Origin of the sequence: Amycolatopsis sp. WAC 04169 (assembly GCF_003947535.1) — a bacterium.
GTDB classification, from domain to species: domain Bacteria; phylum Actinomycetota; class Actinomycetes; order Mycobacteriales; family Pseudonocardiaceae; genus Amycolatopsis; species Amycolatopsis keratiniphila.
Map to the genome: position 1 here is coordinate 1 of NZ_QHJI01000009.1, position 25,069 is coordinate 25,069.

At 67.3% G+C, this 25,069-nt stretch carries 26 protein-coding genes and 2 tRNA genes; 12 read left to right on the plus strand and 16 right to left on the minus strand.

Going from position 1 to position 25,069, the window contains the following annotated elements; genetic code table 11:
* The first annotated feature begins 399 nt into the window (after positions 1 to 399).
* Positions 400 to 2,025, plus strand: a complete 1,626-nt coding sequence (cimA, locus tag DMC61_RS25175) for a citramalate synthase (RefSeq protein ID WP_125691776.1) — start codon at positions 400 to 402, stop codon at positions 2,023 to 2,025.
* Between the two features lie 19 nt (positions 2,026 to 2,044).
* Positions 2,045 to 2,815: a fumarylacetoacetate hydrolase family protein gene (locus DMC61_RS25180; protein WP_125691779.1), complete on the plus strand. Its 771-nt coding sequence runs from the start codon at positions 2,045 to 2,047 to the stop codon at positions 2,813 to 2,815.
* Positions 2,816 to 2,880: 65 nt separating this feature from the next.
* Here the strand turns inward: DMC61_RS25180 and DMC61_RS25185 are convergent, their stop codons facing one another.
* The gene (locus DMC61_RS25185; protein ID WP_199750101.1) at positions 2,881 to 4,116 is read right to left on the minus strand and encodes an FAD-dependent oxidoreductase; all 1,236 of its coding nucleotides are present in this window, start codon (positions 4,114 to 4,116) and stop codon (positions 2,881 to 2,883) included.
* A 555-nt stretch (positions 4,117 to 4,671) separates the two neighbouring features.
* Here DMC61_RS25185 and DMC61_RS25190 point away from each other — a divergent pair.
* From DMC61_RS25190 to DMC61_RS25200, 3 genes are all read left to right on the plus strand, one after another.
* Complete coding sequence (locus DMC61_RS25190) at positions 4,672 to 5,406, plus strand: HAD family hydrolase (RefSeq protein WP_199750120.1); 735 nt, start codon at positions 4,672 to 4,674, stop codon at positions 5,404 to 5,406.
* Between the two features lie 51 nt (positions 5,407 to 5,457).
* Positions 5,458 to 5,529, plus strand: a tRNA-Gln gene (locus DMC61_RS25195).
* A 129-nt stretch (positions 5,530 to 5,658) separates the two neighbouring features.
* Positions 5,659 to 5,731, plus strand: a tRNA-Glu gene (locus DMC61_RS25200).
* A 181-nt stretch (positions 5,732 to 5,912) separates the two neighbouring features.
* Here DMC61_RS25200 and DMC61_RS25205 read toward each other — a convergent pair.
* Positions 5,913 to 6,263 carry a hypothetical protein gene (locus tag DMC61_RS25205; protein WP_125691785.1) on the minus strand — a complete coding sequence of 117 codons (351 nt, stop codon included), beginning with the start codon at positions 6,261 to 6,263 and terminating at the stop codon, positions 5,913 to 5,915.
* Between the two features lie 174 nt (positions 6,264 to 6,437).
* Between DMC61_RS25205 and DMC61_RS41745 the strand changes: the two genes are divergently transcribed.
* Positions 6,438 to 6,962 carry a replication-relaxation family protein gene (locus DMC61_RS41745; protein WP_233594942.1) on the plus strand — a complete coding sequence of 175 codons (525 nt, stop codon included), beginning with the start codon at positions 6,438 to 6,440 and terminating at the stop codon, positions 6,960 to 6,962.
* Positions 6,963 to 7,161: 199 nt separating this feature from the next.
* On the opposite strand, the gene DMC61_RS25215 is transcribed toward DMC61_RS41745, so the two are convergent.
* Positions 7,162 to 8,142, minus strand: coding sequence for an AraC family transcriptional regulator (locus DMC61_RS25215; RefSeq protein WP_158634135.1), 981 nt, complete (start codon positions 8,140 to 8,142; stop codon positions 7,162 to 7,164).
* Between the two features lie 86 nt (positions 8,143 to 8,228).
* Here DMC61_RS25215 and DMC61_RS25220 point away from each other — a divergent pair, with 86 nt between their 5' ends.
* Positions 8,229 to 8,717: a nuclear transport factor 2 family protein gene (locus DMC61_RS25220; protein WP_125691789.1), complete on the plus strand. Its 489-nt coding sequence runs from the start codon at positions 8,229 to 8,231 to the stop codon at positions 8,715 to 8,717.
* 132 nt (positions 8,718 to 8,849) lie between these two features.
* On the opposite strand, the gene DMC61_RS25225 is transcribed toward DMC61_RS25220, so the two are convergent.
* Entirely contained in the window at positions 8,850 to 9,416 is a 567-nt protein-coding gene (locus DMC61_RS25225; protein ID WP_125691791.1) for a hypothetical protein, read from the minus strand.
* 673 nt (positions 9,417 to 10,089) lie between these two features.
* Between DMC61_RS25225 and DMC61_RS25230 the strand changes: the two genes are divergently transcribed.
* Both DMC61_RS25230 and DMC61_RS41215 read left to right on the plus strand, forming a co-directional pair.
* Positions 10,090 to 11,055 (plus strand): LysR family transcriptional regulator, encoded by a 966-nt coding sequence (locus DMC61_RS25230; protein ID WP_125691793.1) that lies wholly within the window; start codon positions 10,090 to 10,092, stop codon positions 11,053 to 11,055.
* A gap of 299 nt (positions 11,056 to 11,354) precedes the next feature.
* Positions 11,355 to 11,498 carry a hypothetical protein gene (locus tag DMC61_RS41215; RefSeq protein ID WP_158634136.1) on the plus strand — a complete coding sequence of 48 codons (144 nt, stop codon included), beginning with the start codon at positions 11,355 to 11,357 and terminating at the stop codon, positions 11,496 to 11,498.
* A gap of 21 nt (positions 11,499 to 11,519) precedes the next feature.
* Here the strand turns inward: DMC61_RS41215 and DMC61_RS42150 are convergent, their stop codons facing one another.
* Together DMC61_RS42150 and DMC61_RS25240 are read right to left on the minus strand one after the other, a co-directional pair.
* Complete coding sequence (locus DMC61_RS42150; protein ID WP_125691795.1) at positions 11,520 to 11,837, minus strand: ArsR family transcriptional regulator; 318 nt, start codon at positions 11,835 to 11,837, stop codon at positions 11,520 to 11,522.
* A complete protein-coding gene (locus tag DMC61_RS25240; protein ID WP_158634137.1) occupies positions 11,834 to 12,271 on the minus strand; it encodes a MarR family winged helix-turn-helix transcriptional regulator in 438 nt (145 codons plus the stop codon). The genes DMC61_RS42150 and DMC61_RS25240 overlap by 4 nt, the downstream gene beginning before the upstream one ends.
* A 65-nt stretch (positions 12,272 to 12,336) precedes the next feature.
* Here DMC61_RS25240 and DMC61_RS25245 point away from each other — a divergent pair, with 65 nt between their 5' ends.
* Positions 12,337 to 12,975: a class I SAM-dependent methyltransferase gene (locus DMC61_RS25245; protein WP_125691799.1), complete on the plus strand. Its 639-nt coding sequence runs from the start codon at positions 12,337 to 12,339 to the stop codon at positions 12,973 to 12,975.
* On the opposite strand, the gene DMC61_RS25250 is transcribed toward DMC61_RS25245, so the two are convergent.
* The 4 genes from DMC61_RS25250 to DMC61_RS25265 are packed head-to-tail and all read right to left on the minus strand — an operon-like array spanning position 12,950 to position 16,885.
* Positions 12,950 to 13,777: a bifunctional 2-polyprenyl-6-hydroxyphenol methylase/3-demethylubiquinol 3-O-methyltransferase UbiG gene (locus tag DMC61_RS25250; RefSeq protein WP_125691801.1), complete on the minus strand. Its 828-nt coding sequence runs from the start codon at positions 13,775 to 13,777 to the stop codon at positions 12,950 to 12,952. The genes DMC61_RS25245 and DMC61_RS25250 overlap by 26 nt on opposite strands.
* Positions 13,774 to 15,027 carry an MFS transporter gene (locus tag DMC61_RS25255; RefSeq protein ID WP_125691803.1) on the minus strand — a complete coding sequence of 418 codons (1,254 nt, stop codon included), beginning with the start codon at positions 15,025 to 15,027 and terminating at the stop codon, positions 13,774 to 13,776. The genes DMC61_RS25250 and DMC61_RS25255 overlap by 4 nt, the downstream gene beginning before the upstream one ends.
* Entirely contained in the window at positions 15,024 to 16,214 is a 1,191-nt protein-coding gene (locus DMC61_RS25260) for a cysteine desulfurase family protein (RefSeq protein WP_199750102.1), read from the minus strand. The genes DMC61_RS25255 and DMC61_RS25260 overlap by 4 nt, the downstream gene beginning before the upstream one ends.
* A complete protein-coding gene (locus DMC61_RS25265) occupies positions 16,211 to 16,885 on the minus strand; it encodes a metalloregulator ArsR/SmtB family transcription factor (protein ID WP_125691805.1) in 675 nt (224 codons plus the stop codon). Before DMC61_RS25265 ends, DMC61_RS25260 begins: the two co-directional genes overlap by 4 nt.
* A 150-nt stretch (positions 16,886 to 17,035) precedes the next feature.
* On the opposite strand from DMC61_RS25265, the gene DMC61_RS25270 reads away from it, so the two are divergent.
* Both DMC61_RS25270 and DMC61_RS25275 read left to right on the plus strand, forming a co-directional pair.
* Positions 17,036 to 18,034, plus strand: coding sequence for a permease (locus DMC61_RS25270; RefSeq protein WP_125691807.1), 999 nt, complete (start codon positions 17,036 to 17,038; stop codon positions 18,032 to 18,034).
* Positions 18,031 to 18,768, plus strand: coding sequence for a TIGR03943 family protein (locus tag DMC61_RS25275; protein WP_125691809.1), 738 nt, complete (start codon positions 18,031 to 18,033; stop codon positions 18,766 to 18,768). The genes DMC61_RS25270 and DMC61_RS25275 overlap by 4 nt, the downstream gene beginning before the upstream one ends.
* Here DMC61_RS25275 and DMC61_RS25280 read toward each other — a convergent pair.
* Genes DMC61_RS25280 through DMC61_RS25305 form a run of 6 tightly spaced genes read right to left on the minus strand, consistent with a single transcriptional unit; the run spans position 18,734 to position 24,982 of the window.
* Positions 18,734 to 19,465, minus strand: coding sequence for a transglutaminase family protein (locus DMC61_RS25280; protein WP_125691811.1), 732 nt, complete (start codon positions 19,463 to 19,465; stop codon positions 18,734 to 18,736). The two genes, DMC61_RS25275 and DMC61_RS25280, sit on opposite strands and share 35 nt — an antisense overlap.
* A gap of 15 nt (positions 19,466 to 19,480) precedes the next feature.
* Complete coding sequence (locus DMC61_RS25285; protein WP_125691813.1) at positions 19,481 to 20,227, minus strand: AraC family transcriptional regulator; 747 nt, start codon at positions 20,225 to 20,227, stop codon at positions 19,481 to 19,483.
* A 6-nt stretch (positions 20,228 to 20,233) separates the two neighbouring features.
* The gene (locus DMC61_RS25290) at positions 20,234 to 22,354 is read right to left on the minus strand and encodes a cation-translocating P-type ATPase (RefSeq protein WP_125691815.1); all 2,121 of its coding nucleotides are present in this window, start codon (positions 22,352 to 22,354) and stop codon (positions 20,234 to 20,236) included.
* Positions 22,351 to 22,713, minus strand: a complete 363-nt coding sequence (locus DMC61_RS25295) for a metalloregulator ArsR/SmtB family transcription factor (protein WP_125691817.1) — start codon at positions 22,711 to 22,713, stop codon at positions 22,351 to 22,353. Before DMC61_RS25295 ends, DMC61_RS25290 begins: the two co-directional genes overlap by 4 nt.
* 43 nt (positions 22,714 to 22,756) lie before the next feature.
* Positions 22,757 to 23,926, minus strand: a complete 1,170-nt coding sequence (locus DMC61_RS25300; protein WP_125691819.1) for a ZIP family metal transporter — start codon at positions 23,924 to 23,926, stop codon at positions 22,757 to 22,759.
* On the minus strand, positions 23,927 to 24,982 hold the full coding sequence (locus tag DMC61_RS25305) for a multicopper oxidase domain-containing protein (protein WP_199750103.1): 1,056 nt from the start codon (positions 24,980 to 24,982) through the stop codon (positions 23,927 to 23,929).
* Positions 24,983 to 25,069 lie beyond the last annotated feature (87 nt).

Consider the following 25,069-nt stretch of genomic DNA (forward strand, 5'->3'; position numbering starts at 1 on the left):
CGCATCGCCACCGAACTCAACGAACGCCCCCGCCAAACCCTCAACTGGCACACACCCACCGAAGCCCTCGAAGCACTACTGTTCAACCAACAAACAATGCGTGTTGCAACCACCACGTGAATCCGCCCCTCCTTGAGGGACCCAGAGTCCCTCAAGGAGGCCTTCACGGACCGGTTCGGGGATCGATCGGCGACTCCCAGGAAGTGGGAAGTCTCGCCCGGCTTGTGGACGCCCGGCGAAGCGTGTGCCATGATGCGTCCGTGACCTCCTGCACCATCATTATCGCCGAGCGCGCCGGATAACAGCTCCACAAGAGCCCCCGGCGCGCAACCTCTCGCACCCATGCGGGAGGTTTTTTTGTTGCCTGAACACGTTTTGCCCCACCACGAGGAGATTCCCGTGACCCGCAAGGAGCCCGCCGATACACCGCTCGGCGACGCCTTCCACCTGTACGACACGACGTTGCGCGACGGCGCGCAGCGCGAGGGGATCTCCTACTCCGTCACGGACAAACTGGCGGTGGCGAGGCTGCTCGACGATCTCGGGGTCGGGTTCATCGAAGGCGGATGGCCGGGCGCGCTGCCCAAGGACACGGAATTCTTCGCCCGCGCCGCTTCGGGCGAGCTGAAACTGCGCCACGCCGCGCTCGTCGCCTTCGGCGCGACGCGGAAGGCGGGCACCAAGGCCGAGCAGGACCAGCAGGTGCGGGCGCTGCTCGATTCCCAGGCGCCGGTGGTCACGCTCGTGGCCAAATCGGATCTGCGGCACATCGAACGCGCGCTACGGGTCGACGTCGACGAGGCGTGCGAGATGGTGCGCGACACCGTCGCGTTCCTCGTCGGCGAAGGACGTCGCGTCTTCCTTGACGCGGAACACTTTTTCGACGGCTACGCGTTCTCCCCGGACACCGCGCTGAAGGTGCTCGACGCGGGAATGAACGCTGGCGCGGACGTCGCCGTGTTGTGCGACACGAACGGCGGCCAGCTGCCGCTCGGCCTCGCGGAGACCGTCCGCGAGGTCAAGGAAAGGACCGGATTCCGGCTCGGAATCCATTGTCAGGACGACACTTCCTGCGCGGTGGCGAATTCCGTCGCCGCCGTGCAGGCCGGCGTGACGCACGTCCAGTGCACCGCCAATGGTTACGGCGAACGGGCGGGTAACGCCGATCTTTTCGCCGTGACAGGGAATTTGGTGACCAAGCTCGGCATGGAGGTCCTCCCGACCGGAGGCGCCGCCGAGCTCACCCGGGTCTCCCATGCCCTTGCCGAAATCGCGAACCTCGCCCCCTACACCCACCAGGCTTACGTAGGGTCGTCGGCCTTCGCCCACAAGGCGGGACTGCACGCGAGCGCGATCAAGGTGGATCCGTTGCTGTACAACCACATCGATCCAGCTTCGGTCGGCAACGACATGCGGGTACTGGTCACCGAGATGGCCGGCAGGGCCAGCCTGGAGCTCAAGGGACGTGAGCTCGGGGTCGACCTTGCCGGCCAGCCCGAGGCGCTGACGAGCGCCGTGAAGAAGGTGAAGCGGCTCGAATCCGAAGGCTGGTCCTTCGAAGCCGCAGACGCTTCACTGGAACTGCTGCTGCGGCGCGAGGTCGACGGCCCGCAGAGCGACGTCCTCGACGAACCGCCGTTCGAACTGGAGTCGTACCGCGTCGTCCTGGACCACCGGTCCGATGGCGAGGTCGTCTCCGAGGCGACGGTGAAGGTGCACGTCGCCGGGCAGCGCGTGATCGCGACCGCCGAGGGCAACGGCCCCGTGCACGCGCTCGACGCCGCCCTGCGCGAGGCGCTCAGCCCGCATCTGTCCTGGTTGGACAGTGTGGAGCTGGCCGACTACAAGGTGCGGATCCTGCCCGGCCATCCGGGCACGGACGCCGTCACCCGCGTGCTCGTCGAGACCAGTGACGGCGAGCGCGAGTGGACCACCGTCGGCGTGCACGGGAACATCGTCGAGGCGAGCTGGCTGGCGCTGTGCGACGCGCTCGTGCACAAGTCCCTCAGGGAGGCCCCGGCGTGAGGAGTCGTACAGTGGGGGAGTGCGTCTAGCCCGAATTGCTCATCCCGGTGGTGTCGCGTTCGCTTCGATCGAAGGGGACGGCGACGACGCCCAGGTACTGGAAATCGCCGAGCACCCCTTCGGCAACCCCAACTTCACCGGCAAGCGCTGGCCGCTCGCCGACGTCCGGCTGCTCGCGCCGATCCTGCCGTCGAAGGTGATCGCGGTCGGCCGGAACTACGCCAAGCACGCGGCCGAGTTCGGCAACGAGGTCCCGCAGGACCCTATGCTGTTCATCAAGCCGTCGACCACGGTGATCGGGCCGAACGTGCCGATCCGCCGCCCGCGCGGCGTCGGCCGGGTCGACTTCGAGGGCGAGTTGGCGATCGTCATCGGCCAGCCGGTCAAGAACGTGCCCGCCGCCCGCGCGGCGAGCGCGATCCTCGGCTACACCGTGGCGAACGACGTCAGCGCGCGTGACCTGCAGAAGTCCGACGGCCAGTGGGGCAGGGCGAAGGGTTTCGACACCTTCTGCCCGCTGGGACCGTGGATCGAGACCTCGCTCGACGCGGCCGATCTCGCGCTCAAGTCCGAGGTGGACGGTGAGCTCAAGCAGGACGGCCGGACGTCGGACCTGGTGCACAAGATCCCCGAGCTGGTCGAGTTCGTGTCCGGGGTGATGACCCTGCTGCCCGGTGACGTCATCCTGACCGGCACGCCGGAGGGCGTCGGCCCGATCGAGGACGGCCAGTCGGTCTCGATCACCATCGAAGGCATCGGCACGCTGACGAACCCGGTTCAGGACGTCTAACGCGCCATGAAAGGTCCTTTCCTTGCAAAATTTGCGAGGAAAGGACCTTTCCTTGCATCCGGACGCTAACCGGCCGGTTCCATCGCCCGCCGCGCGAAGGCCGGGGCGTGCTCGGGCCGCAGCCCCAGCCCCAGCAGCCGCGCGGGGACGTAGGACAGCACGGGGAATCGGCTGAACAGCTTCACCATCGGCGCGGGCGGGCCGTTGCGCTTGCCCGCCATCACCGGCCCCATGACGTTCTTGTGCAGCATCCGCTGCAGCCCCTGCACCAGCATCGTGGGCGCGAGACGGCGCTTGCGGACCTTCGCCAGCTCCGCCACCGACGGCCTGCCCCGGCGCAGCGGTTCGGCGAGCAGGGTGGCGGCCGCGACCGCGTCCTGCACCGCGAGGTTGATCCCGACCCCGCCGACCGGCGACATCGCGTGCGCCGCGTCACCGATGCACAGCAGCCCGTCGAGATGCCACTTCCGCAGCAGGTTCATCTTGACGTCGAGGAATTTGACGTCGTCCGTCGTCTTCAGCTCGTCCACGCGGTCGGCCAGCTCCGGCAGGATCGCGGCCACGTTCTCCCGGAACGCCTCGATGCCCTTCTCGCGCAGGTCCTGGCCCTTGGGGCTGAGGTACGCGATCTGGAAGTAGCCCTTGCGGGGCAGCGGCACGGCGAAGCGGCGATCCCGCATCTTCGGGGTCAGCATGCCCTCGCGTTCGCCCTCCCGCCGCGAGATCCGGAACCACCACGCGTCGAACGGGATGGGGTAGTCCTTCGTCGTCAGCCCGGCCTCGCGGCGGGCCAGCGACCAGCGGCCGTCGGCGGCGATCACCAGGTCGGCGCGCAGTTCGCCGGTCTTCCCGTCGGCGTCGCGGTAGCGGACCCCGCTCACCCGGCCGTGTTCGAAGATCAGCCCGGTCATCTCGGTGCTCTGCCGCAGCGTGAACGTGGGCTCCTTCGCGCCGGCGTCGGCGAGCAGGTCCAGGAAGTCCCACTGCGGGACCATGGCGATGTACGGATGCGCCACCTTCAGCCTGGTCAGATCGGCGAGACGCATCATCGTGCCGTCCTCGGCGGGAAAGCCGGCGTAGGCGATCTGGCTGTGCGGCAGGCTGAGGAATTTCTCGCTGAGGCCCAGCTCGTCGAGCAAGGTCAGCGTCGACGGGTGCACGGTGTCGCCGCGGAAGTCCCTCAGGAAGTCCTTGTGCTTCTCCAGCACGGTGACCTCGACCCCGGCCCTGGCCAGCAGCAATCCGGCGACCATACCCGCGGGGCCACCGCCGACGATCACGCAGTTCGTACGTTCGTTCATCCGTCCCACCCCTTCGAAACCCTTATTCATCACTTGTTGAATAAGCTCAGGATGCACGTGTCCGACGAGCGCGTCAAGCGCCATCCGGGCGGATACGCTGTTCGGGCTATGGCCCAGGTCTCACCGGACCGTGTGAGCCGCCGGTCGATCGAGGCGAGTGTCCAAAAAGGACTCCAGGGGTCCACGACCGTCCCGGAAGGACGGCGATCGCGGAAATGCCCTTGTGGACGGTCTCGCGACTCCAAGCCGGGTAAGGATTTCGTCGTCATCACAGGGTGTGCGCGCCGCGAATCGGATGGGGTGCCGCGTATCGACATTTCACCCGGCCGCCCGCGTTAGCCGTTGGCCGGTAACTAAAACACGTCATCTCACCAACTGGGAGTAGAGTGCCCGCGCCGGAACAGACCAGCCTTAATCACCTCATCGGCAGAGTCGCGATCGCGCTGCGTGCCCTAGCCTCACTTGGTGGATTTCGCTCTCGTGCCCCGGACCTCGTCACGAACCACGCCGGACGCTCCGGACGGAGCCCCGTGGGAGCCTCCGGAGTTGCGGTTGGTGTGCCTCGACATCGATGACACGTTGATCGACTGCACCGCGGCGATCCGCCTCAGCCTGGGCGCCCTCACCGGTCGCAACGACCTTTGGCCACTGTGGGATCTCATCACCGAAGAGCATGTCGCGCTGGTGGTGGCGGGCGAAATCGATTACGCGACCATGCATTACCGGCGTACCGAATGCTTCCTCGCCGAGATCGGCATTTTGGCCGACGAAGACCAGGTCAGCGGCTTCGAAAGACGTCGTCGTGAAATTCTCACTCGTTCGTGGCAATTGTTCGAAGATGTCCTCCCGTGCCTGGAATGGCTGCGGGCTGCCGGTGTTCTCGTCGCGGCGGTCACGAACGCCTCGGGTGCGCATCAGCGCAAGAAGATCGCCGATCTCGGCCTCGCCCGGTTCTTCGATCACGTGGCCATCGCCGGTGAACTCGGAGTAGCCAAACCCGACCCGGCGATGTTCCACTCGGTCTGCCTCGGCCTCGGCTGCGACCCGGCGCAGGCGGTCCACGTCGGCGACAAGCTCGACACCGACGCCATCGGCGCCCGTGGCGCCGGTCTCGGTGCCGTCTGGCTCGACCGGGACGGCATCGCCGAGCGCGCCCCGGCGGGTGTGCACACCATCTCGGGCCTCGACGAGCTGCCTGAGCTGCTGGTTTCCGAGTTCGCGAAGCTCGGCGTGCCCGCTCAGCGCGCTACTGAGACCCCCGCTTTCACGGTGCGGAACAGCGTGCTCTAGTATTCTTTCTCGTGCGGCACCGAGCCGGTCAAGATCGGAACGGTACCTCACTGGGGTATGGTGTAATTGGCAGCACGACTGGTTCTGGTCCAGTTAGTCTAGGTTCGAGTCCTGGTACCCCAGCTGGAGAACTCTCCGGAGTGAAACACAGAGTGACCCCCCTGCGAAGGCGGGAACCCGGTCTGGTAAGTTTCTCCACAGCAACACAGCAGGTGAACAACTGAAAATCTCCTCCTGAAGGAGAAGATCCTAGCCCCCGTCGTCTAGCGGCCTAGGACGCCGGCCTCTCACGCCGGTAGCGTGGGTTCGAATCCCATCGGGGGTACACATCACTACCACGCAAAGAGCGCCGATCAATCTGATCGGCGCTTTTTGCTATTTCGGGAGCTGACATGGCGCCGGTGATCCTTTCTTCTGCTTCCGCTATCGCGGGGACTTGATCTGCTGGCAGTTGACCCCGATCGCTACTTCGTCGCCGAGTTCGTTCAAATGCACGGTGAGCTGTGTCACCTCGAAGAGCGTCTGAAGAAGGGCTGCGGGGCTCCGGCCAAGTTGACCGGTAGGTAGGGAACAGCGTCCAGGAGGCTCAAGTCCGATGGCTTGGGTGGTGCTGGAGTCTCGATGCTTTGGGCGTCCAGCTGTGCCACTTCAGCTTGAACGGTGTTCTTGCTCGCTGCCGGCTCGTTGAAGCTTTGCCTCAGCGCTTTCGTGAACGGATCGTCAGGCGCACCGTCTTCCGTGCGTGCTTGCTCGGCGCTGTCGTCCACAGTGGCCAGGTCGGCTTCCGGAATGGACGTACGGTCAAGTCCGAAGATCCGGTCGGCGAAGAAGCGTCCGACGGCGTCCAGCCGAGGCATCAGGGCGAGTGGATGCGCGCTCGTACCGAGTCCCGCGGATCGCCGTGGTCGAGCTGGTGCAGGATCACACGCTCGACGTCGTCGAGACCGGTCTTGATTTCAGCACGGAGGCTCGTCGGCGCGGAGACGAATGCGGACCACGGTCCTGGACCCCGGAGATCGCGCACCGTTTCCGTGACGGCAGGGGGCCGACATCAGGGCGTTGTAATCGGCGATGCGGTTCTCGACTACGTCCTCGACGACGGTCATCAGTCGCAGCGCACGTTCTTCATCGAGCTGGACCGCGCGACCATGCCGGTGGCACGCCTCGCGCAGAAGCTCCGTTCCTACGTTCAGTACCACGACTACATCCCGGGAAGGCCGAATGAGCCGACGCCGGACGAACTCGCCGGCCAGCTGGGATTCTCCCTCCGACTACGCCAGCGCCGCTTCGCCTTGCTTCCTCTGCGAGGTGAAGGCATGCCGTTTACGGACTCGCAAGGCCGAGGTCCAGGAGACAGCACCGTGCCGGAGGAGCTCGCTGACCTGATTTCCTCCATCGCCACCGTCGGAGTTCTGCAGCCGATCGGCGTGGAGGAGATCGACACCGGCAGCGCGAGCTGGCTGCCGCGCTCGACGATCCGATCGCCCGGTTCGCCGCGATGGAGCGAATACGCGGTGCGGACAAGAAGTCCGCGGCGCCGTGGTCACAGGTGCTGACCCGGCTCGGCCCGCAGCTGACGCCGCGGAAGGCTCGCGAACTGGTTCGCGTGTTCGCCGAGATCTCCGAGGAGATGGTGGAGCGGCGACTTGTCGACAACGCACTGACCGGCTTGCGGCCCGGGCGACCTTCCCGCCGTGCTCACCGGCCTCTCACGCCGCGACCGGATCGACGTGGCCGTCGAGCTGTTCGGCGTTGTCACAAGCTGGGTCTCAACCGCGGCACTTTCTCGTTTGAGACATGCAAGGCGTTCGCGGCCGACCTCGGGGCGGTTCCGGGCTTACCCGCGAGCCATTCGCTTTCCCGGGCTTCCGCCTGGCGGAATCTGCGGAACTCCAGCGGTTGCCGTCCCGCCCGCTTGGTAAAGAATCGGGAGAAGTTGGAGGTGTCCTCGAAACCCAGTCGACGCCCGATCGTACCGACAGGCTCTGCGGTGTCGGCGAGCAGCCGCTTCGCCTCGAGCAAGATCCGGTCGTCGATGAACTGTTTGGCGGTCCTTCCGGTGGCGGCGAGGCATGCCCGGGTCAGCGTTCTCGATGAATATCCGAGCATGGCCGCGTAGTTCCCGACAGTACGGCTCCGTGCGTAGTTGGCCTCGACGACTTGCCGGAACCGGAGAAATACATCCGAGGAAGGTGCGGCAAGAGGCTCATGGTCTGCCATCGAACAGGACAACACGAGAATGATCACCGCGAGCATGTGTCGCAGGGTGCAGTGGTGGACCGGGGAAGCCGGTCGTCGCGAGTGCTCCCCGATGGTCACCAGTGAATCGATCGCGTCCAGCAGGACCGGCCATCCGTGTTCGTTCAGTCGGCGGTGAGTGCGGTCACGGCTGTACTGGTCCAGGTATGTCTTGAGGTTCGTTGTCAGTGCGGTCGGTCCGATGAGGAGGGCCCATCCTTCGCATTCGTGCAGATTTCCCCACTGTTGCAGCTGCCCAGGCCGTATCCACAGCACCGTGCGCTCCGTCAGCGGATAGGTCATAAAGTCAACTGTGTGCTGTGCCGATCCTGATGTCACGATAATTATCAGGTGAAAATCAAGTCGCTGGGGTGCGACGAACTCGGTGTCGGCCGCATCGTTGCGCAATGCCTTCAGCGCGACGGCATCGACATCCGCGGTGATCCCACGTGGCGGGTTGAAGCAGATTTCGCAGGCAGGTCTTCCCCTGTCGGCCATGGTGCTCTCTTCTTGTCTGTTTTTGACCATTAATTGTCCCTGCTGGACCGTGACATCGGTCGCCGGTATTCCCTAGGTTTATGTTCATGAGGATAAGAAAGTCCCTCGGCGTCTCGTCCAGGGCACGTGTTGCGAGAGTCATTTTCTGTGCTGCCTTAACGGTCGGCTGCACTTCGAACGAGGCTGGGTCGACGCCGCGCGACGCCACCGCGGCGAACAAGGAACTGGTGACCCGGTTCTATCAGCAGGCGTTCGTGAACAAAGATGTCGCAACCGCCGCCGAGACCTACATCGGGGATATCTATCTTCAGCACAACCCGCAGGTTGCCGACGGCAAGCGCGCCTTCGTGGAAACACTCAAGCCCGTGGTGGAAGAAGCGGGGAGATCATTCTCGATCAGCCGAGTGATCGCAGAAGAAGATCTGGTGCTTGTCCACGCTCTCAGCCGGGTGGTCAACGGCGAAGCAGTAGCTGTAGCGGACATATTCCGAGTTGAGAACAGCAAGATCGTCGAGCATTGGGATGTTCAGCAGCCGATCCCGGCCGAGACGGCCAGTGGTCGCCCGATGGTGTGACCTTTACTCGCAAGTAAAGGGAATCATCATTGTGGGTGGGGCCTGTGTGGCCGGGATCAGGGGGTCCGGCCACACAGGTGTCTTCGGTGGCGGTTCGACAGCGGAAGGGGCCGCTCTGTCTGCTGTAAGATTTCAGATGAGATCGAGGACGCGTGCCCTGACGGCGAGCGAACGATCGATGACGATGTTCAGCCGCTCGGTGACCTCGTTGACGGATTCGAGCTGGGTCACCGTCGCAACATCGGCCACGGCTCGCTGTTCAGGAGGCACTCTCCCCAGTTCCTCGAGAAGCGCATCGGTCGCTTGCAGGGCGGAAAGCGACGCGGCACTGATCTCAAACCTGAATCGGCGAACGTCCTTCAGCGAGGTCAAGGAAAGGCTTTCAAGTCGAACGGACTCGATCTTGTGGACAAGTTTTTCCAACGAGGCGAGATTATCAGAGATCACACTTTCAGCTTCGGCAAGCCTTGTCGCCGCTTTCGCAAATGCTTCGTGTGTAATCGTGCCTGAAACCGTGACGCCGGAGAAGAATTCTCCGGTGACGGTCAGAGTGAGTCCGCCGGGGCGGACTTCCTTTTGCAGAACGGTTTTCGCTGTATCCAGATCGTGAATTATTGATCTTGCCATCTTGCGTCTGAGGTCGAGAAACCTGTAGGTATCGCTAATGTCCTTCTTTGCGAAGGGTGTGGGAAGTGTCATTGCTGGGCCCCTTCTTGGTCATGTCTGATCAACTGTTGTCCTACCGTATATCAGTAATTGGGCACGTTACGTGACGTCTGTGTCAGACTCCGCCTTAGGTGACCGCGTTCACATGAAATGTGTGATTGCTTAAGCGGGGCTTCATGGAGTGACCATCTCTAATGACATCGAACTCGCCTCGCTGTTCTCGGGGTTTGGTTGCTTCTCGGGATATCTGCTCTGGTCTGCGGCGGCGAGTGTCGCAGTCCATTCCTCTGCGGAAGTCATCGTGACCAGGTGGCATAAGGTCCGGGGGTCCCTCAAGTGAGTGTGATGCCGCACACTCGGTTGCCGAGGGGTTCCTGATTATAAACGCTCTGAGTTTGGCGGGAGCTGAATCTTTCTGCATGCCGACCCTGCGTGAGGTCTAAGTTTCGGCGAGGTGAAACATGAAGTTCGAAATGCCGATAGCGAAGGTTCTGTCGGCTGGATTCTTCTTCAGGGGAGGCCCGCGGGTGACGGTTGCGCGAACGGCGCATATCCTGGAATTATCGTATGGGTCCGAACGGTATGCGCTACCGTGGCAGCGGGATTGCTTATGTTGAGTATGTGGGGTCAGTCAGCGATGGAACAGCGACCTGAAGACATTGGATCATCCATCCTGCTGGCTGCTCGGTTTGAAAAGGTGTAGTCGATGAACCCGATCGATTATGAGCGTGTGCGAGAACTTGTCGGAATCTCCGGCAAGGTCACCTTGCGTCAGCTTGATTACTTCGTCGCCGCCGCGGTCGCCGGATCTGCTGCCGGCGCCGCGGCGATGCTTCACGTGACACCGTCGGCCGTATCCCAGCAACTGGGAAACCTTGAGGCGTCGATCGGGTTACCGCTCATTGGTCGCACCGGCAAGAAGCTGACGCTGACCCCTGCCGGTGAGATCCTTTTGCGGCGAGCCAGTATGTGTCTCCGGTACGCCAAGCAGGCGGTGATCGAGGCGGGCGGTCAAGGTGATCGCAAGCCGTTGAGGCTGGGGACCCTTCTCAGTATTGCGACTGACGTCATTCCTGGCATGGTGGACTTTTCGAAGGCTCCACCGGTTGTTCCCGCTGTTCACGTCACCGCCTACCGCAATCCTGTGACGCTACTTCAGTCATTAAAGGCGGGTGAAAGCGACATTGTCATCGGCCCTCTTTCGAAACTCGACTGCGGTCCGCATTTCGTGTGTTTGGGTGTCGAGGAGTTCGTGGTATTGTATCCGCGGAGCTTCAATTTGCCGAAAAATGGCACGTTGAGGTCGTTGTCCGGCTATCCATGGGTCGGCTATTGTCCGGAGAATCATGCCATCGGAGAGTTGCTCGACCGGGAGTGTCTGAAAGGTGATGGCGTTGAGCTGCGATATGAAACCTATGCTCCCGAGGTTTCTGCGGCGGTGAATATGGTCAAGGCGGGCGCGGGACTGGCCTTGGTTCCGTACTGTTCGGCCTTGCAGGCCGGCGAGCAGGTCGGCTGGCTTCATCTGGATGGTTGTGTCACCAGGACAATGGATATCTCGTCGCTGAAGCTATCACTTCGGGGCGGCGAGGCGTGGAAATACCTGATTCACTCGTTCGGCCACAATGGCGCGAAAATGCCATTAAGGCCGGTCGATTGTGGCGGAAGATGACCTGCGCGTATTTCCGCTTTGGCCGGTCTTGGCTGTCGCGGCGCTACACGACCAGCTCGCCGAGCAGCACGGGCGCGCAGCAGGGACGATCCGGTACCGCTTGATCAAGCTTCACTGCGACAGAGTCTTCTCACCGACACTGGCGACGACAGGATGCGTCGGTTCGCGCTGGGCAGGGCGAAGAGCCACGGGTCATCCGGTCGATGTACTCAGCGTCTCGTTCAGGCAGACAGTGCATCGCACGAGAAGGTCCCGGACGTTGTTGACTGTTCGAGAAGGGCGACGGTGTCGATGTGTTCGTGGGTGACGGGGATATCGTCGACGACCAGCTGGCGGAGCAGCCGGCCGGGCTGGATTTGAACGAGATCGAGGCCGGCACTCCACAAGCCGGGCGCGCGAAAGCCGGCCTGGTCCGATCATTGACCGCACGTTGCTCGATGTGAGGGGCAGCCGAAGATCCGCGATCAGCTGCCAGGGGAGCTGAAGCACGCCACCGGCTTGCCGTCCGGCTGCGAGCCCACGAGCCCGGCCGAGCGCAACTGCCGCAAATGGCGGGACACCGCCGACGTGCGGTACGCGCGCGATCCGCGGCCGCGTCGGCGTCGAGGCTGATCCCGGCGTCGCGGATCTTGCGGTTCGCCCGCACGAATCGCTGCGCCAAAGTCGCTTCCCCGACTAGGAACGTGCGCGCAGGCGTCTTGGAGCGTGTCCTCGGCGAGTTCTCGCCCGATGGCGAGCCCGGCCTGGCCGCCACCGACGACGGCGACGTCGTAGACGTTCACGACCGGGAGGGGGCGGTGACGTTGCGCAGGATGAGGTCGGCGACGCGGACGAACGCCGCGAGGTCGCCTTCCGGCACGTCGCCGAGGATCGCGCGTGCCGTGTCATGCCGGCTCGCGGTCATCCAGCGCGCGGTCGTGGCACCCTCGTCGGTCAGGGCCACCGACGTCGCCCGCCGGTCTCGCGGATGCGGCCGCCGGCAGACCAGGCCCGCCTCTTCGAGCTGGTCGACGAGTCCGGTGACGTGGCGGGGTGTGCACCGCAAGGCGTCGGCGAGGGCCCGCTGCACCACTTCACCGTCACGGGCCAGCACGTAGATCACCTCCGCGCGGCTGGGTGTGAGTCCGCGTTCGGCCAGGGCTATCCGCATCGCCTCGCTTAACCGCGCCGCCACCTCGAAGGCCTTGTCGAACGCTCTGACCGGATCCTGCGCCATGACACCCCTTCCCATCTTCATGTAGAAGCTACATAGTGAAGTAAGTTCAGTAAATTGGGGAGGGGATGGCTGTGAAGCTTGACGATGCCGAGCTGCGGCGACGGTGGGATCGGTACGCGGGACGCTATGACCGGGACATCGGCGTGATGGAACGGCTGCAGTTCGCCGGGGGCCGCGAGTGGGTGTGCGGGCAGGCGAGTGGTGACGTCCTGGAGGTCGCGGTCGGTACCGGGCTCAACTTTCCCTGCTACCCGGCTGGAGTGCGGCTGACCGGAGTCGACCTCAGTCCCGGCATGCTGGAGATCGCCGGAGCCCGTGCCAGGGACCTCGGGCTCGAGGTCGACCTGCGGGAGGCAGACGCACAAGCCCTGCCGTTTTCGGAGGCGTCCTTCGACACCGTGGTGTGCACGCTGGGGTTGTGCGGCGTTCCCGACGAGCGTGCCGCGGTCGCCGAGATGCACCGTGTCCTGCGCCCGGGCGGAACGCTGCTCTTGCTCGATCACGTCGGGAGCCATCACAGGGTGCTGAGGTTCGGGCAGTGGCTGCTGGAGAAGTTCACGGTCCGGATGATCGGCGACTACCAGACTCGTCGTCCGCTGCCGCTGCTCGCTCCGGCCGGATTCGAGGTGACCCGCAGCGAACGGCGCAAGCTCGGCACGGTCGAGCGAGTCGCGGCCGTCAAACGCCCCGGCCCGGCCAGCTGACCGTCATCAGTTCGCGGCCGGACGAGCCGAGATCCGGCGGCAGGGCCGGGTCGACGCCGAGTTCACGCAGCGCGGCGGCGACCTCGGGTTCGGCATCGGAAGGGAGGCACAGTCGCCTGCGGGTGACGTCGGTCAGTTCGGCGAAGCTGGCGTACTCGGCCTCCGGGTGGCGGCGCCACCGGACCGCGGTGGGTTCAATGCCGAGTTCACTGAGCGTGGCCAGGAAGTCCTCGGCGGTCGGTCCCGCAGGACGGTCGACGCCGTGGAAGCGCCGCCACAGCGGGTTCAGTTCGGTGAGCGGGTGTGCTGCGGCCACTTCGACGATCACCCGGCGCCGGGCGTGGGCGGTCAGCGCGTGCACGAAGGACGTGAGGTCGGCGACGTTGTAGACGACGTTGCCGCACACCACGACGTCGGCGACCGGGGTCTCGTCCGCCAGCTCCGGCCACCATCCGCACAGGACGGTCGCGGGCAGGTCCAGTCCGGCCGCCCGGGCGGCGAATCCGGCCAGCAGCGCCTCGTCCGCGTCGACCGCCGTCAACTCCCGCACGGGGACTCGCCCGACGAGGGGCAGGCTCGTCGCCCCGGCGGCCGCGCCGACGTCGAGCACCGAGCCGGGTTCGGCCAGTGCCGCGCGCGCGGCGGTGTGCGTCGCGCCGGTCGGTGCGGCGATCTGGGTGTCGGCGCGCCGTTCGAACACCTGGCGGGGCAGGACCCAGGGTGATTCCGGTGCTGCCGCGAGGATTTCGGGCGGGATGGCCCAGGAGGCGAGCGCCTCCGCCCATCGCTGGAGTGCGGTCACGCTGACGGTCCTTTCAGCTTTTCCTTGGCAGGGAGGAAGAACACGATGGTGAGGGCCAGGACGCCGCCGCTGACGGCCAGGAAGCCGAAGCTGGTCGCGGCGGTGACGATGCCGGACGCCAGCCCGCCGGTGGCGCCGGCGATCGCGATCGAGACGTCCACCAGGCCCTGGGTCTTCGCGCGCGAGGCGAGGGGAACGGTGTCGGTGATGATCGTTGTTCCCGCGACGAGCCCGAAGTTCCAGCCCAAGCCGAGCAGCGCCAGCGCGAGCGCGAGCAACGGGACCGACTCGGCGGGCGCGGCGGCGGCGAGGACCCCGGCGGCCAAGAGCGTGACACCGGAGGCCGCCGCGATCGCCATCGTCCCGAACCGGTCCACGAGCATTCCCGTGACCGGCGACGGCAGATACATCGCGGCCACGTGGATCGCGATGACGAGCCCGGCGGCGGCGGTGCCGTGGCCGTGGTGCTGCATGTGGACCGGCGTCATCGTCATGATCGCCACCATGACGAGCTGGGTGAGCACCATGACGACCGCACCGAATCTGACGCTGCCCGAACGCCTCGCCCCTGTACCCGGCCTCGCGGCGGGTTGTGCCGGGCCTGAGCCGGCGAGCTCGCGGGCGAGCAACAGGGGATCGGGACGAAGCCAGAGCGCCAGGACCAGCGCGGCGGTCCCGTAGGCGGTCCCGGCCAGCAGGAACGGACCGGCCAGATGCGGGATACCGAGCCCGTCGGCGACCGCGCCCATGGGGGAGGCGAGGTTGGGGCCCACGACACCGCCGAGGGTGGTCGCGACCAGGACCGTCGACAACGCCCGGCCGCGGCGGGCGGGAGTGGCGAGGTCCGCGCCGGCGTAGCGGGCCTGCAGGTTCGTCGCTGTTCCGGCGCCGTAGACGAACAGGGCCGCGAACAGCAGCACGGGGGAGTGGATGACGGCGGCGAGGACGACACCAGCGCTGCCGAGTGCCCCGGTCAGATATCCGGCGGCCAGTCCTGGACGGCGGCCGCGGGCCTGGGACAGGCGGCCGACGGCGACGGCGGCGATCGCGGAACCGGCGGTGTAGAGGGCACTGGGCAGACCGGCGAGCCCGGTGGTGCCGAGCATGTCCTGTGCCAGCAGCGCACCGACGGTGATCCCGGCGGCCAGACCTGCGCCGCTGAGGACCTGGGAGAGGAACAGGACGGTGAGGACACGCCGTTGCGACGGATTGTCCTGTATGGATTGTGGTGTGCTGGGAACGCTTGTCATGAGAAGTCTTTCAGTGCAAGGCCGGTGACCGCCGTGGCCAGTGCGGTCACCGCCGTCTCGATGTCACCGAACGTGCTCCAGCGGCCCAGGGACAGGCGCAGCGCCGCGAGTGCCCGCGCCGGCTCGATCCCCATCGCGCTCAGCACCGGGGAGGGCGAGTGGATCCCACTGTGACAGGCGGACCCCGTGGAGGCGGCGATGCCGGGTGCCGCCGCGAGGATCTCGTGTCCGGCGGCCCCGTCGACGCTGATGTTGAGCGTGTTCGGCAGGCGGCCGCTGGCCGGGCCGTTGAGGCGGACCCGGCCGGGCAGCGCGTCGGCGAGACGGCGGTGCAGCTCGTCGCGCAGGGCGGCGATCCGGTTCGGCGCGCTGCTCGCGAGGTCCTCGGCGGCCAGTTCGGCGGCCGCGCCGAGCGCGACCGCGAGGGCGACGTTCTCGGTGCCCGCGCGCAGCCCTTGTTCCTGTCCGCCGCCGTAGACCACGGGCTCCAGCCGGACACCCTCGCGGACGAAGAGCGCCGCGATCCCCTTGGGGGCGTACATCTTGTGGCCCACGACGGTGAGCAGGTCCACGCCCAGCTCACCGACGTCGAGCGGGATCTTGCCGATCGCCTGCGCGGCATCGCAGTGGAAGAGGGCGCCGTGCCGGCGGGCCAGGGAGGCGAGTTCACGGATCGGTTGCAGGGCGCCGGTTTCGTTGTTCGCGGCCATCACCGAGACGAGCGTGGTGTCCTCGGTCAGGGCGGCCGCGAGCCCCGCCGGGTCGACCCGGCCGTCCGCGTCGACCGGCAGCCGGGTGATCCGGGCTCCGTGCAGGCGTTCGAGCGCGTCGCAGGTCTGCAGGATCGCGGGATGCTCGGTGACCTGGGTGACGACATGGGGACGCGAGTGGCCGGAAGCCAGGACGGCACCGCGGACCGCGAGCAGGTCCGCTTCCGAGCCGGACGCGGTGAACACGATCTCCCCGGCGGCCGCGCCGATCAGGCTCGCGACCTGTCCGCGTGCCCGTTCCAGCGCCGCTTTCGGCGCGCCGGAGAAAGCATGCCCGCTCGACGGGTTGCCGAAATACTCGGTGAGAGACGGCCACATCCGCTCGATCACACGGGGGTCGACCGGGGTGGTGGCGTTGTAGTCGAGGTAGACCGGGCCGCCGTCCAATCCGGGATGCGGCGGGACAGCGCCGGTCACGTGGCCGCTCCCGCGTCGACCGGGAGTTCCGCCAGGCGCCACTCCAGCATGCCGTCGTGGAGCCGGATCGCGCGGCGGCCGCGGTCGTTGAGCAACCGGACGGCGTCGTAGGCGAGCGCGCAGTATTCCCCGCGGCAGTACACGACGATCTCGGTCTCCTCCGGAAGCTCCCCGATGCGGTCGGCGAGCTCGTCGACCGGGATCGAGATCGCGCCGGGAATATGACCGGCCAGATACTCCGCGACCGGCCGCACGTCGAGCACCACCACATCACCCGCCGCGGCGCGCTCGATCAGCCGCTCGCGGCTCAGTGCGCCGCCCTCGTCCTTCCCGAGATAAGCCTCCCGGGCGGGGGCGACAGCGACCTGATGCGCTTCGGCGACCTTGCGCAGAAGCACGAACAGACGGGCCACGTCCTCACCCGCCAAGCGGTAGTGGATCCGCACGCCATCCCGGCGGGTCACGACGAACCCGGCCCGCTTGAGCGTCTGCAGGTGGGCCGACGCGGTGGTCAGGTTCAGCGCCGCCGCCTTCGCCAGTGCCTCCACGGTGCGCTCGCCCTGCGACAGGAGATCGAGCAACTCCAATCGCTTCCCGCTGGCCAGAGCCTTGCCGCTGGTCGCGAACGCGTCGTAGAGACCTGCCTTCGATCCCGCTTCACTGGTATCCACAGTGGACTCCTCCAATAATCTATGGATTATTGTATCGCAGCGGCCGGGGGTTTCGAGGGGTAGTGCGTGCGCCTATGGCCATCCCCGCCTGAATCAATCAAACAGGCGTTGATATGTTCGGGTGGCTCGTCTCGAGAGGAGCCGGATGCCGTGACCGCGACGTCAGCGCCCGCCCGGCGGCGGAGGATCGGGTCCCTGCAGGTGCTGTGCGCCGTGGTGCTGGTCGCGCTGCTGGCGCAGGAGTACCTGCTGAAGGTCTTCGACGTGCCCGCGTTGCGCACCGGGTCGACGGTGTTCGTCGCGGTGGTGGTGCAGGCGTTGCCGTTCCTGGTGCTCGGAGTGCTGATCAGCGGCGCGATCACCGCGTTCCTGCCCGCCGAGCGGCTTCGTCGGCTGCTGCCGCGGCGGGCCGGGCTGGCGGTGCCGGTGGCGGGGCTGGCCGGGGTGGCTCTGCCTGGCTGTGAGTGTGCGTCGGTGCCGGTGGCCCGGAGACTGATGCAGCAGCGAGTGGCCCCGGCGGTGGCGCTGGCGTTCCTGCTCGCCTCGCCGGCGATCAACCCGATCGTGCTGGTGACGACGGCGGTCGCCTTCCCCGGCGCGCCGGAGATGGTGCTGGCCCGCTTCGCCGGATCTTTCGGGACCGCGGTGGTGACCGGCTGGCTGTGGCACCGGTTCGGCCGGGCCGAGTGGATCGCCGAGCACGCGCTGCGGAAACTGCCGCGGGACGACGGGACGCCGCGGTGGCGGGTGTTCACCGAGACCGCGCGGCACGACCTGGTCGAGGCGGGCGGCTTCCTGGTCCTCGGCGGGGTGGCCTCGGCGGTGCTGAACGTCGTGGTCCCGCAGTCCTGGCTCGGCGCGGTGGGCGGCCAACTGGTGCTCGGTGTCCTGGTGATGGCGGTGCTCGCGGTCGTCCTCGCGTTGTGCAGCGAGGCGGACGCGTTCGTCGCCGCGTCGTTGTCGGCGATCCCGCTGGTGCCGAAGCTGGTGTTCCTCGTGGTGGGGCCGGTGGTGGATCTCAAGCTCATCGCGCTGCAGGCGGGGACGTTCGGCCGCGGGTTCGCCGCACGGTTCGCGCCGCTGACCTTCCTCGTCGCCGTGGTGTGCGCGGTGGCGGTGGGTGTGCCGTTGCTCGGGGTGGATCGATGAAGCGCGAGGCCCAGAACGTCCTGCTGCTCCTCGTCGGCGGCGCGCTGATCAAGATCGTCGTCGACGGCAGTTATCTGCGCTACGTCAAGCCGGTCATGGCGCCGCTGCTGGCCGGTGCCGGTGCGGTGATCGTCGCGCTCGCGGTGATCGCGATCGTCCGCGACATCCGCGCCGCCCGCGAGGAAGCGCCCGAAGAGCCGGACACGTGCGGCGGGCACCAGCACGCGTCCCGCAGTCCGTGGTTGCTCATGCTCCCGGTACTCACCATCTTCCTGATCGCGCCGCCCGCGCTGGGCTCGGACGCGGTCAACCGCTCCGGTGGCCGGACCGTGGCCGCGCCGACCCGGGACGGCACGCAGCGCATCCCGTTCCCGCCGCTGACCGACGAGCAGGCACTCGGGCTGCGGTTCGTGGACGTGGTCACCCGGGCAGGCTGGGACAGCGCCGGCACCTTGACCGACCGGACCGTGCGCCTGACCGGATTCGTCGTGCACAGCAAGAAGGGCAAGCCTTACCTCGCCCGGATCAACATCTCCTGCTGCGCCGCGGACGCCTTCCCGATCCACGTTTCCCTCACGGGTACGGGGTTCGAGCAGTACCGCGACGACCAGTGGCTCGAGGTCACCGGCAAGGTCGTACCGGGCACCGCGGTCAAGGCCAACGCCTACACGCCGAGCCTGCGAGTTCTCGGTGTGCGCCCTATCCCGGCACCTGCCGATCCGTACGACTACTGATTCCCGCGCGGATGCCGTCGACCGTGCGGTTCATCGCGGGGCGGATGCGAGTCCGGAACAGCCACGCCTTCGCGCCGCGCAGGTTCGTGCCGTGCTCGCGGTAGAACGTGTCCGGGTCGTCGAAGACACCGTGGTCGTTGTTGACTCCGGTCGCCTGGATGGCGGTGTCTTCCCCGTTCCAGTCGACCGGCGGATCGCGGAGGTCGTTCGTACCGATCGCGTAGCCGAGGAAAGGCCCCTGTGCGTTGGGAAATCTCGTGCGGACTCCGTCCAGATAGGACTCGTCGAGGATGACACCTTCCAGACCGGTCCATCGGTCGTGGAACCGGACTTCTGCCCAGCTGTGGAGGATGTTCGCCGGTGCCAGCCGGTAGTGCCAGCCCGTGACGACTCCGCGTTGCAGGCTCTTGTGGATCGTCGCGCCGTGGAACCGCGCGGGAACGCCTGCCGCGCGTAGCAACGCCATCAGCAACGTGGTTTTCGTGTTGCACTGGCCGTACCCGTCGGCCAGGACCGTGGAGGCGGCGATGTCGTCGGCGGCGTTGTAGCCGAAGCGGATCTCGTCGCGGACGAAGGTGTAGATCGCGGAGATCCGGGTGTACTCGTCACCTCCCGCCCAGCCGCGGTCGGTCATCAGCTTACGCAGGGCGGGGTGTGCGTAGTCCAGCAGCGGGGTTTGCCGCAGGTAGCGTTCCATGCTGTCGAAGCTAGGTCAGCGCATCGCGCCGGAGCTTGAACGTTCCGGCTGACTCCAGAGCCCGGCGGTGAAGGTCGTTCTGTGCAGGACCGCGGACGGCGCGAGCCCGAACGTCGCGCGGAACACCCGGCTCAGATGCGCCGAATCGCTGAAGCCCGCGCGAGCCGCGGCCTCGGTGAGGTTCGCCCCGTCGTGGATCGCGTCCACCGCGCGTTTGATCCGCAGCCACACGACGAAACGGCGAAACGGCAGTCCGACCTCGAGGGAGAACAGGTGGGTGAGCCTGCTCGGGGACACGTGCGCCGCCGCGGCCGCCTCGGCCAGCCGTGGGGCTCCGTCGATCGCGGTGTCGAGATAGCCGAGGGCGCGCTGGACGGCCTGTGACGGGTCGCGAGGCGGCTCGTGTCCGCTCAAGGTGGAGAGAACGATGCCGCACCACGCGATGGCCTGATCCTCCTGCGGTTGCGGGATGCCGCGGAGGCGGGTGGTGAGGTCGGTCCCGGCTAGTGCGTGCGCCGCACGGTCGAGAGAAGAGCCCCGTCGGCCGTGTGCGTCGACGAGTGCCAGCGCGATCCTGCCGCCCCTGGCGTCGAAGCGGTGCGGCACGCCACCGGGAATGAGCGCGGCTCGCGCCGCGTCGAATTCCCAGACGAACTGGACGGCGTGATGGGCGTGCTCGTCCGCCGCGCCGCCTTCACCGAGGTAGAGCAGGACGCCGGGCGCCAGGAACAGCCGTCCCGTCCACGGCTGTTCCTGGCCCATGCCGGTTCAGAGCTCGCGAAGGGACAAGGGGATGCTGCTCGTCGTAGGCCGCGGGGCCGTGTCGTCAGGCCCGCAGCAGTCGCACCCGTCACCGCAGCCGGTCGTGGTGGCCACGGGGAGCTTCGCGGCAGGCGCGGGCGGGCAGCAGGCGCAGCCGTCGTCCTCGGTTTCGGGCGCTGCCGGGATCGCTGTGGTGGCAACGGGTTCGGGTGCCCGCATGCCGGGGAGCGGGCGCAGCCGTCCGGCGCGGACGCCGTTGCCGATGACGAAGACTTCGGCGAGTTCGTGGATGAGCACGACGGTGGCGAGACCGAGGACGCCGAACGCGGCGAGCGGCACGAGGGTGAGCACGATCAGCGCGGAGAGCCCGATGTTCTGGAGCATGATCGTGCGGGCCCGGCGGGCGTGGGTGAGTGCCTGAGGCAGATGCCGCAGGTCGGTGCCCATCAACGCGACGTCGGCGGTCTCGATGGCGACGTCGGTGCCCATGGCGCCCATGGCGATGCCGACGTCCGCGGTGGCGAGCGCGGGGGCGTCGTTGACGCCGTCGCCGACCATGGCGACCTGTCCGCGGCCACGCAGGCTTTCGACCAGCCTCGCCTTGTCGGCCGGGCGCAGTTCGGCGTGCACGTCGTCGATTCCGGCCTGGGTGGCCAGGGCGGCGGCGGTCCGTGCGTTGTCGCCGGTCAGCATCGCGACACCAAAGCCGTTGTCGCGCAAGGCTTTCACGGTCTCCGGCGCTTCGGGGCGGAGTTCGTCGCGGATGCCGATCAGGCCGAGCACGGTGCGGTCGTGTTCGATGACCGCGACCGTGGTCCCGGATTCCTCCATGCGGGACACCTCCGCCGACAGCGCGTCGCCGGGTGAAACCCAGGTCGGTTTGCCCAGCCGGGCCGGGCGTCCGTCGACGGTGCCCTCGAGCCCGGCGCCGGGAACGGTCGTGACGTTCTCCGCCGGGACGGGATCGGGTGCGGCGGCGAGGATGGCGGCGGCGAGGGGGTGTTCGCTGCGGGCTTCGAGCGCGGCGGCGATCGCGAGTACCCGTTCGGCCGGAACGTCGTCCACCGCGAGGATCTCGGTCACCGCGGGGGAGTTGCGGGTCAGGGTGCCGGTCTTGTCGAGGGCGACGACGCGTACCGCGCCCAGGGTCTCCAACGCGGCGCCGCCCTTGACCAGCACGCCGAGGCGGCTGGCGGCTCCGACCGCGGAGATCACCGTCACCGGAACCGAGATCGCCAGCGCACAGGGCGCCGCGGCGACGAGGACGACGAGCGCGCGCTCGATCCAGGTGGCCGGGTCACCGAACACGGCACCCAACCCGGCGATCAGGGCGGCGAGGACCATGATCGACGGGACGAGCGGCCGGGCGATCCGGTCGGCCAGGCGCTGGCGGGAGCCCTTGCGCTGCTGGGCGTCCTCGACGATCCGGACGATCTTGGTCAGCGAGTTGTCCGCGACCGTCGCGGTCGCTTCGACCACGAGCGCGCCGTTGGCGTTGATCGATCCGGCGAACACCTCGTCACCGGGGCCGATCTCGACCGGTACCGATTCGCCGGTGATGGCCGAGGTGTCCGCACTGGACCGTCCTTCACGGACCACACCGTCGCTGGCGACCCGGTCACCGGCGCGGACCAGCATCCGGTCCCCGACGCGCAACTCGGCCGGGGTGATCACGGATTCGCGGCCGGAGCGCAGCACGGTGACCTTGTCCGGGACGAGGGCGAGCAGCGCGCGCAACCCCCGGCGGGTCCGGCTGAGCGAGTAGTCCTCGAGGGCCTCGCTGATGGAGAACAGGAACGCCAGCATCGCCGCTTCGCCGAACTGCCCCAGCACCAGCGCGCCCACGAGCGCGATCGTCATCAGGGTGCCGACACCGATCCGGCGCCGCCACAACGCTTTCAGTGTTCCCGGGACGAACGTCCACCCGCCGACCGCCGCCGCAGCCAGGTGAAGCACGGTCTCGGTGACCTCCGAACCCAGCCACCCGGCGAGGAATCCGGCACCGAGAAGGACACCGGCGACCGCGGCGAACTGGATCTCGCGGACCTCCCACAACCGTTGCGGGCGTTCGGATCCGGCGGTCTCGTCGTGGCCGTGCTCGTCCGGGCCGCAGCAGATGTCGCTCATGCCGGTTCTCCTTCCACGACCGTGCCGACGGCGGCGTCGAGCAGGCGGTGCCCGGTGGTGTTGAGCCGGTACATCACCAGCTTCCCGTCCCGGCGCGAATCCACCAGCCCGGCCGACCGCAGCTGGCGCAGGTGATGCGAGACCAGGCCCTGCGACGACCCGACGATCCACGCCAGGTCACAGACGCACAGCTCGTCACCGACGTGCAGAGCGTGCGCGATCCGCAGCCGCGTCGGGTCACCGAGCGCCCGCAACCGCTCCGCCCGCTGCGTCAGCTCATCCGCCGGCGGCAGTGCCGTGCGCAGCCCCTCGGCGTGGTCGAAGTCGATACACAGCAACTCACAGCGGTCGTCACCCATGCCAACAATCTAACGCGCGTCGATATGTTCGGGCAAGAGTGGGTCAGGCGGCGACGAGCAACCCCGTCCCGTACATCGCGAGCAGGCCGGCGGCGATTCCGCCGATGACGGCCGGGTCGAGCACCTTGCCGGTCTTGTCACGCAGGGCGGGGGCGATCTGGATGACGACCTGGATGATCGCGCCGACCCCGATGCCGAGTAGGAACGCTGAGAGCTCGGTGTTGCTGACGGTGCCGCCGATCAGCGCGCCGAGGATGGCGGGTGCCCCGGCCAGCACGCCGAGACCGAGCAGCCGGGGCAGGCTCGGCCGTCGCTCGGTGAGCGGGGTGACGATGGCGAGGCCTTCGGTCGTGTTCTGGATGGTGAAGCCGATGACGAGGGTGACGCCGAGGGCCAGTTCGCCGACGGCGTAGGCGGAGCCGATCGCCAGGCCTTCGCCCAGGTTGTGCAGGCCGATCCCGACCGCGATCATCAACGCCAGCCGGGTTCCGTCCGTTTTTCCCTGGCCGCGGCGGCGGAGCCGGTGGTCCACCGCGGTCAGCGCGAGGAAGGCGAGCACTCCGCCGAGGACGACCAGGGCGGCGCCACCGAAGGCGCCGCCCGCGCGGTCGGCCAGTTCGATGCCCTCGAAGGTGGCGTCGACGGCGAGGAACACGAGCAGGCCGACGGTGACCGCGAGCAGGACCCGCACGCCGCGTTGCCCGATGCGGCGCAGGGTGGGCAGGAACAGCATGCCCAGCACCACCGGGATGATCCCGACGTAGGTGCCGAGCAAGGTCATCAGCGCGAAGAACCCGCCGTCCGGCTTCGGGGTGGCCACAGCGGCGGTGATGTCGTGGGTGATGACCGCGCCGGTGGAGGTGAGCATCGAGACGAGATAGGGCTGTTGCGCCTGCCACGGGTAGTCCAGGCGCAGGGTGTCGGTGTCGAGGCGTTCGATCGGGGCGGTGGCGCCGGTGAAATCGACGTAGGCGTCGTTGACGAAGACCTGGGCGACCTGCACCGGGTCCGGGCCGGTGTTGCGCACGGTCAGCGCGATCACGCCCGGCGTGAGTTCGGTGCGTTCCACCGAGAGTCGCTCGATCGGCGGCCCGGAGCGGTCGGGGAGGGTACGTCCGCCGAACACCGCCAGTGCGACCAGGGCGAGCCCGATGATCGCGACGACACCGAGCGCCGGTGCCCACGCCCGCAATGCCGCAGTCCGGTCCGTCATCTACTCGGTCACCTCGAACATCCCCATCCAGCCCAGTTCGGCGAACTCCGACTTGTGGGCGTGGAACATGAATTGCCCTGGGTGTTTGAACCGGATCTCGCAGATTCCGCGTTGTCCCTGTGCTTGCACGACGGTGTCGGTGAACTCGCTGGGTTCGAGCCGGGTTCCGGTCGGGTAGTAGTCGAAGAAGTTACCGTGCAGATGGAAACTGTTGATCGGGTCGTACTCGAGCGTGTTGACCAGATAGACCCGGACCAGCTCGCCGCGGCGGACCCGGACCGGCTCGTGCATGTAGTGGAACGGGATGCCGTTGACCGCGTAGAGCTGGTTGCCCTCGCCGTCGAAGGTGGTGTTGAACCCGTGCATCACCATCACCAGTTCGTCCGCCCGCGGGCGCGGTTGTGGCGGATCGACGATGAACGTGCCGTACAGGCCGCGCGCGATGTGCTCGGCCAGTGGCCCGACGTGGCAGTGGTAGAGGTGCAGCCCGAACGGTTCGGCGTCGAATTCGTACACCGTGCTGCCGCCCGGCGCGATCACCCCGGCGCCCGAGCCGGGAACGCCGTCCATGTCCGCGGGATGGATGCCGTGGAAGTGCATGGTGTGCGGATGTGCCGAACCGTTGGTGAACTTCACCCGTAGCCGGTCGCCCTCGGTGCAGCGCAGCGTCGGCCCGGGGATCCGGGAGTTGAACGTCCACGCCGGGAACCGGACGCCAGGGGCGATCTCGATCTCCTCGTCGGCGGCGTAGATCTCCCATTCGCGCAGCACCCGGCCGTCCGCGGTGCGTGACACCGTGCCGTAGTCGAAGTCCCGCAGTATCGCGGTGGGGTTGAACCCGTTCGCCGCGTGATCCACCGTTCCGCCTTTGCGGAACGTCGGGCCGGCCACCCCGCCACCATGTCCGTGCTCGTGCCCTCCGGGTTGCCCCTCGTCGGCCGAGGCGGGCAACGTCGCGCGCAACCCGACGGTCACTCCCGCCGCGCCGGCCAGCGCGCCGCCGATCAGGAACCGCCGCCGTGAAGACCCCGTCTCCGCTGCCTCTGGACGCGTCACCGTGGTCTCCCTGCGCCGGCGTGAACTTCGGCATACCGAATTTAGGGTTCAACCCTCCCGAAAGCAAGACTTCGCCCGGGCTTCGAG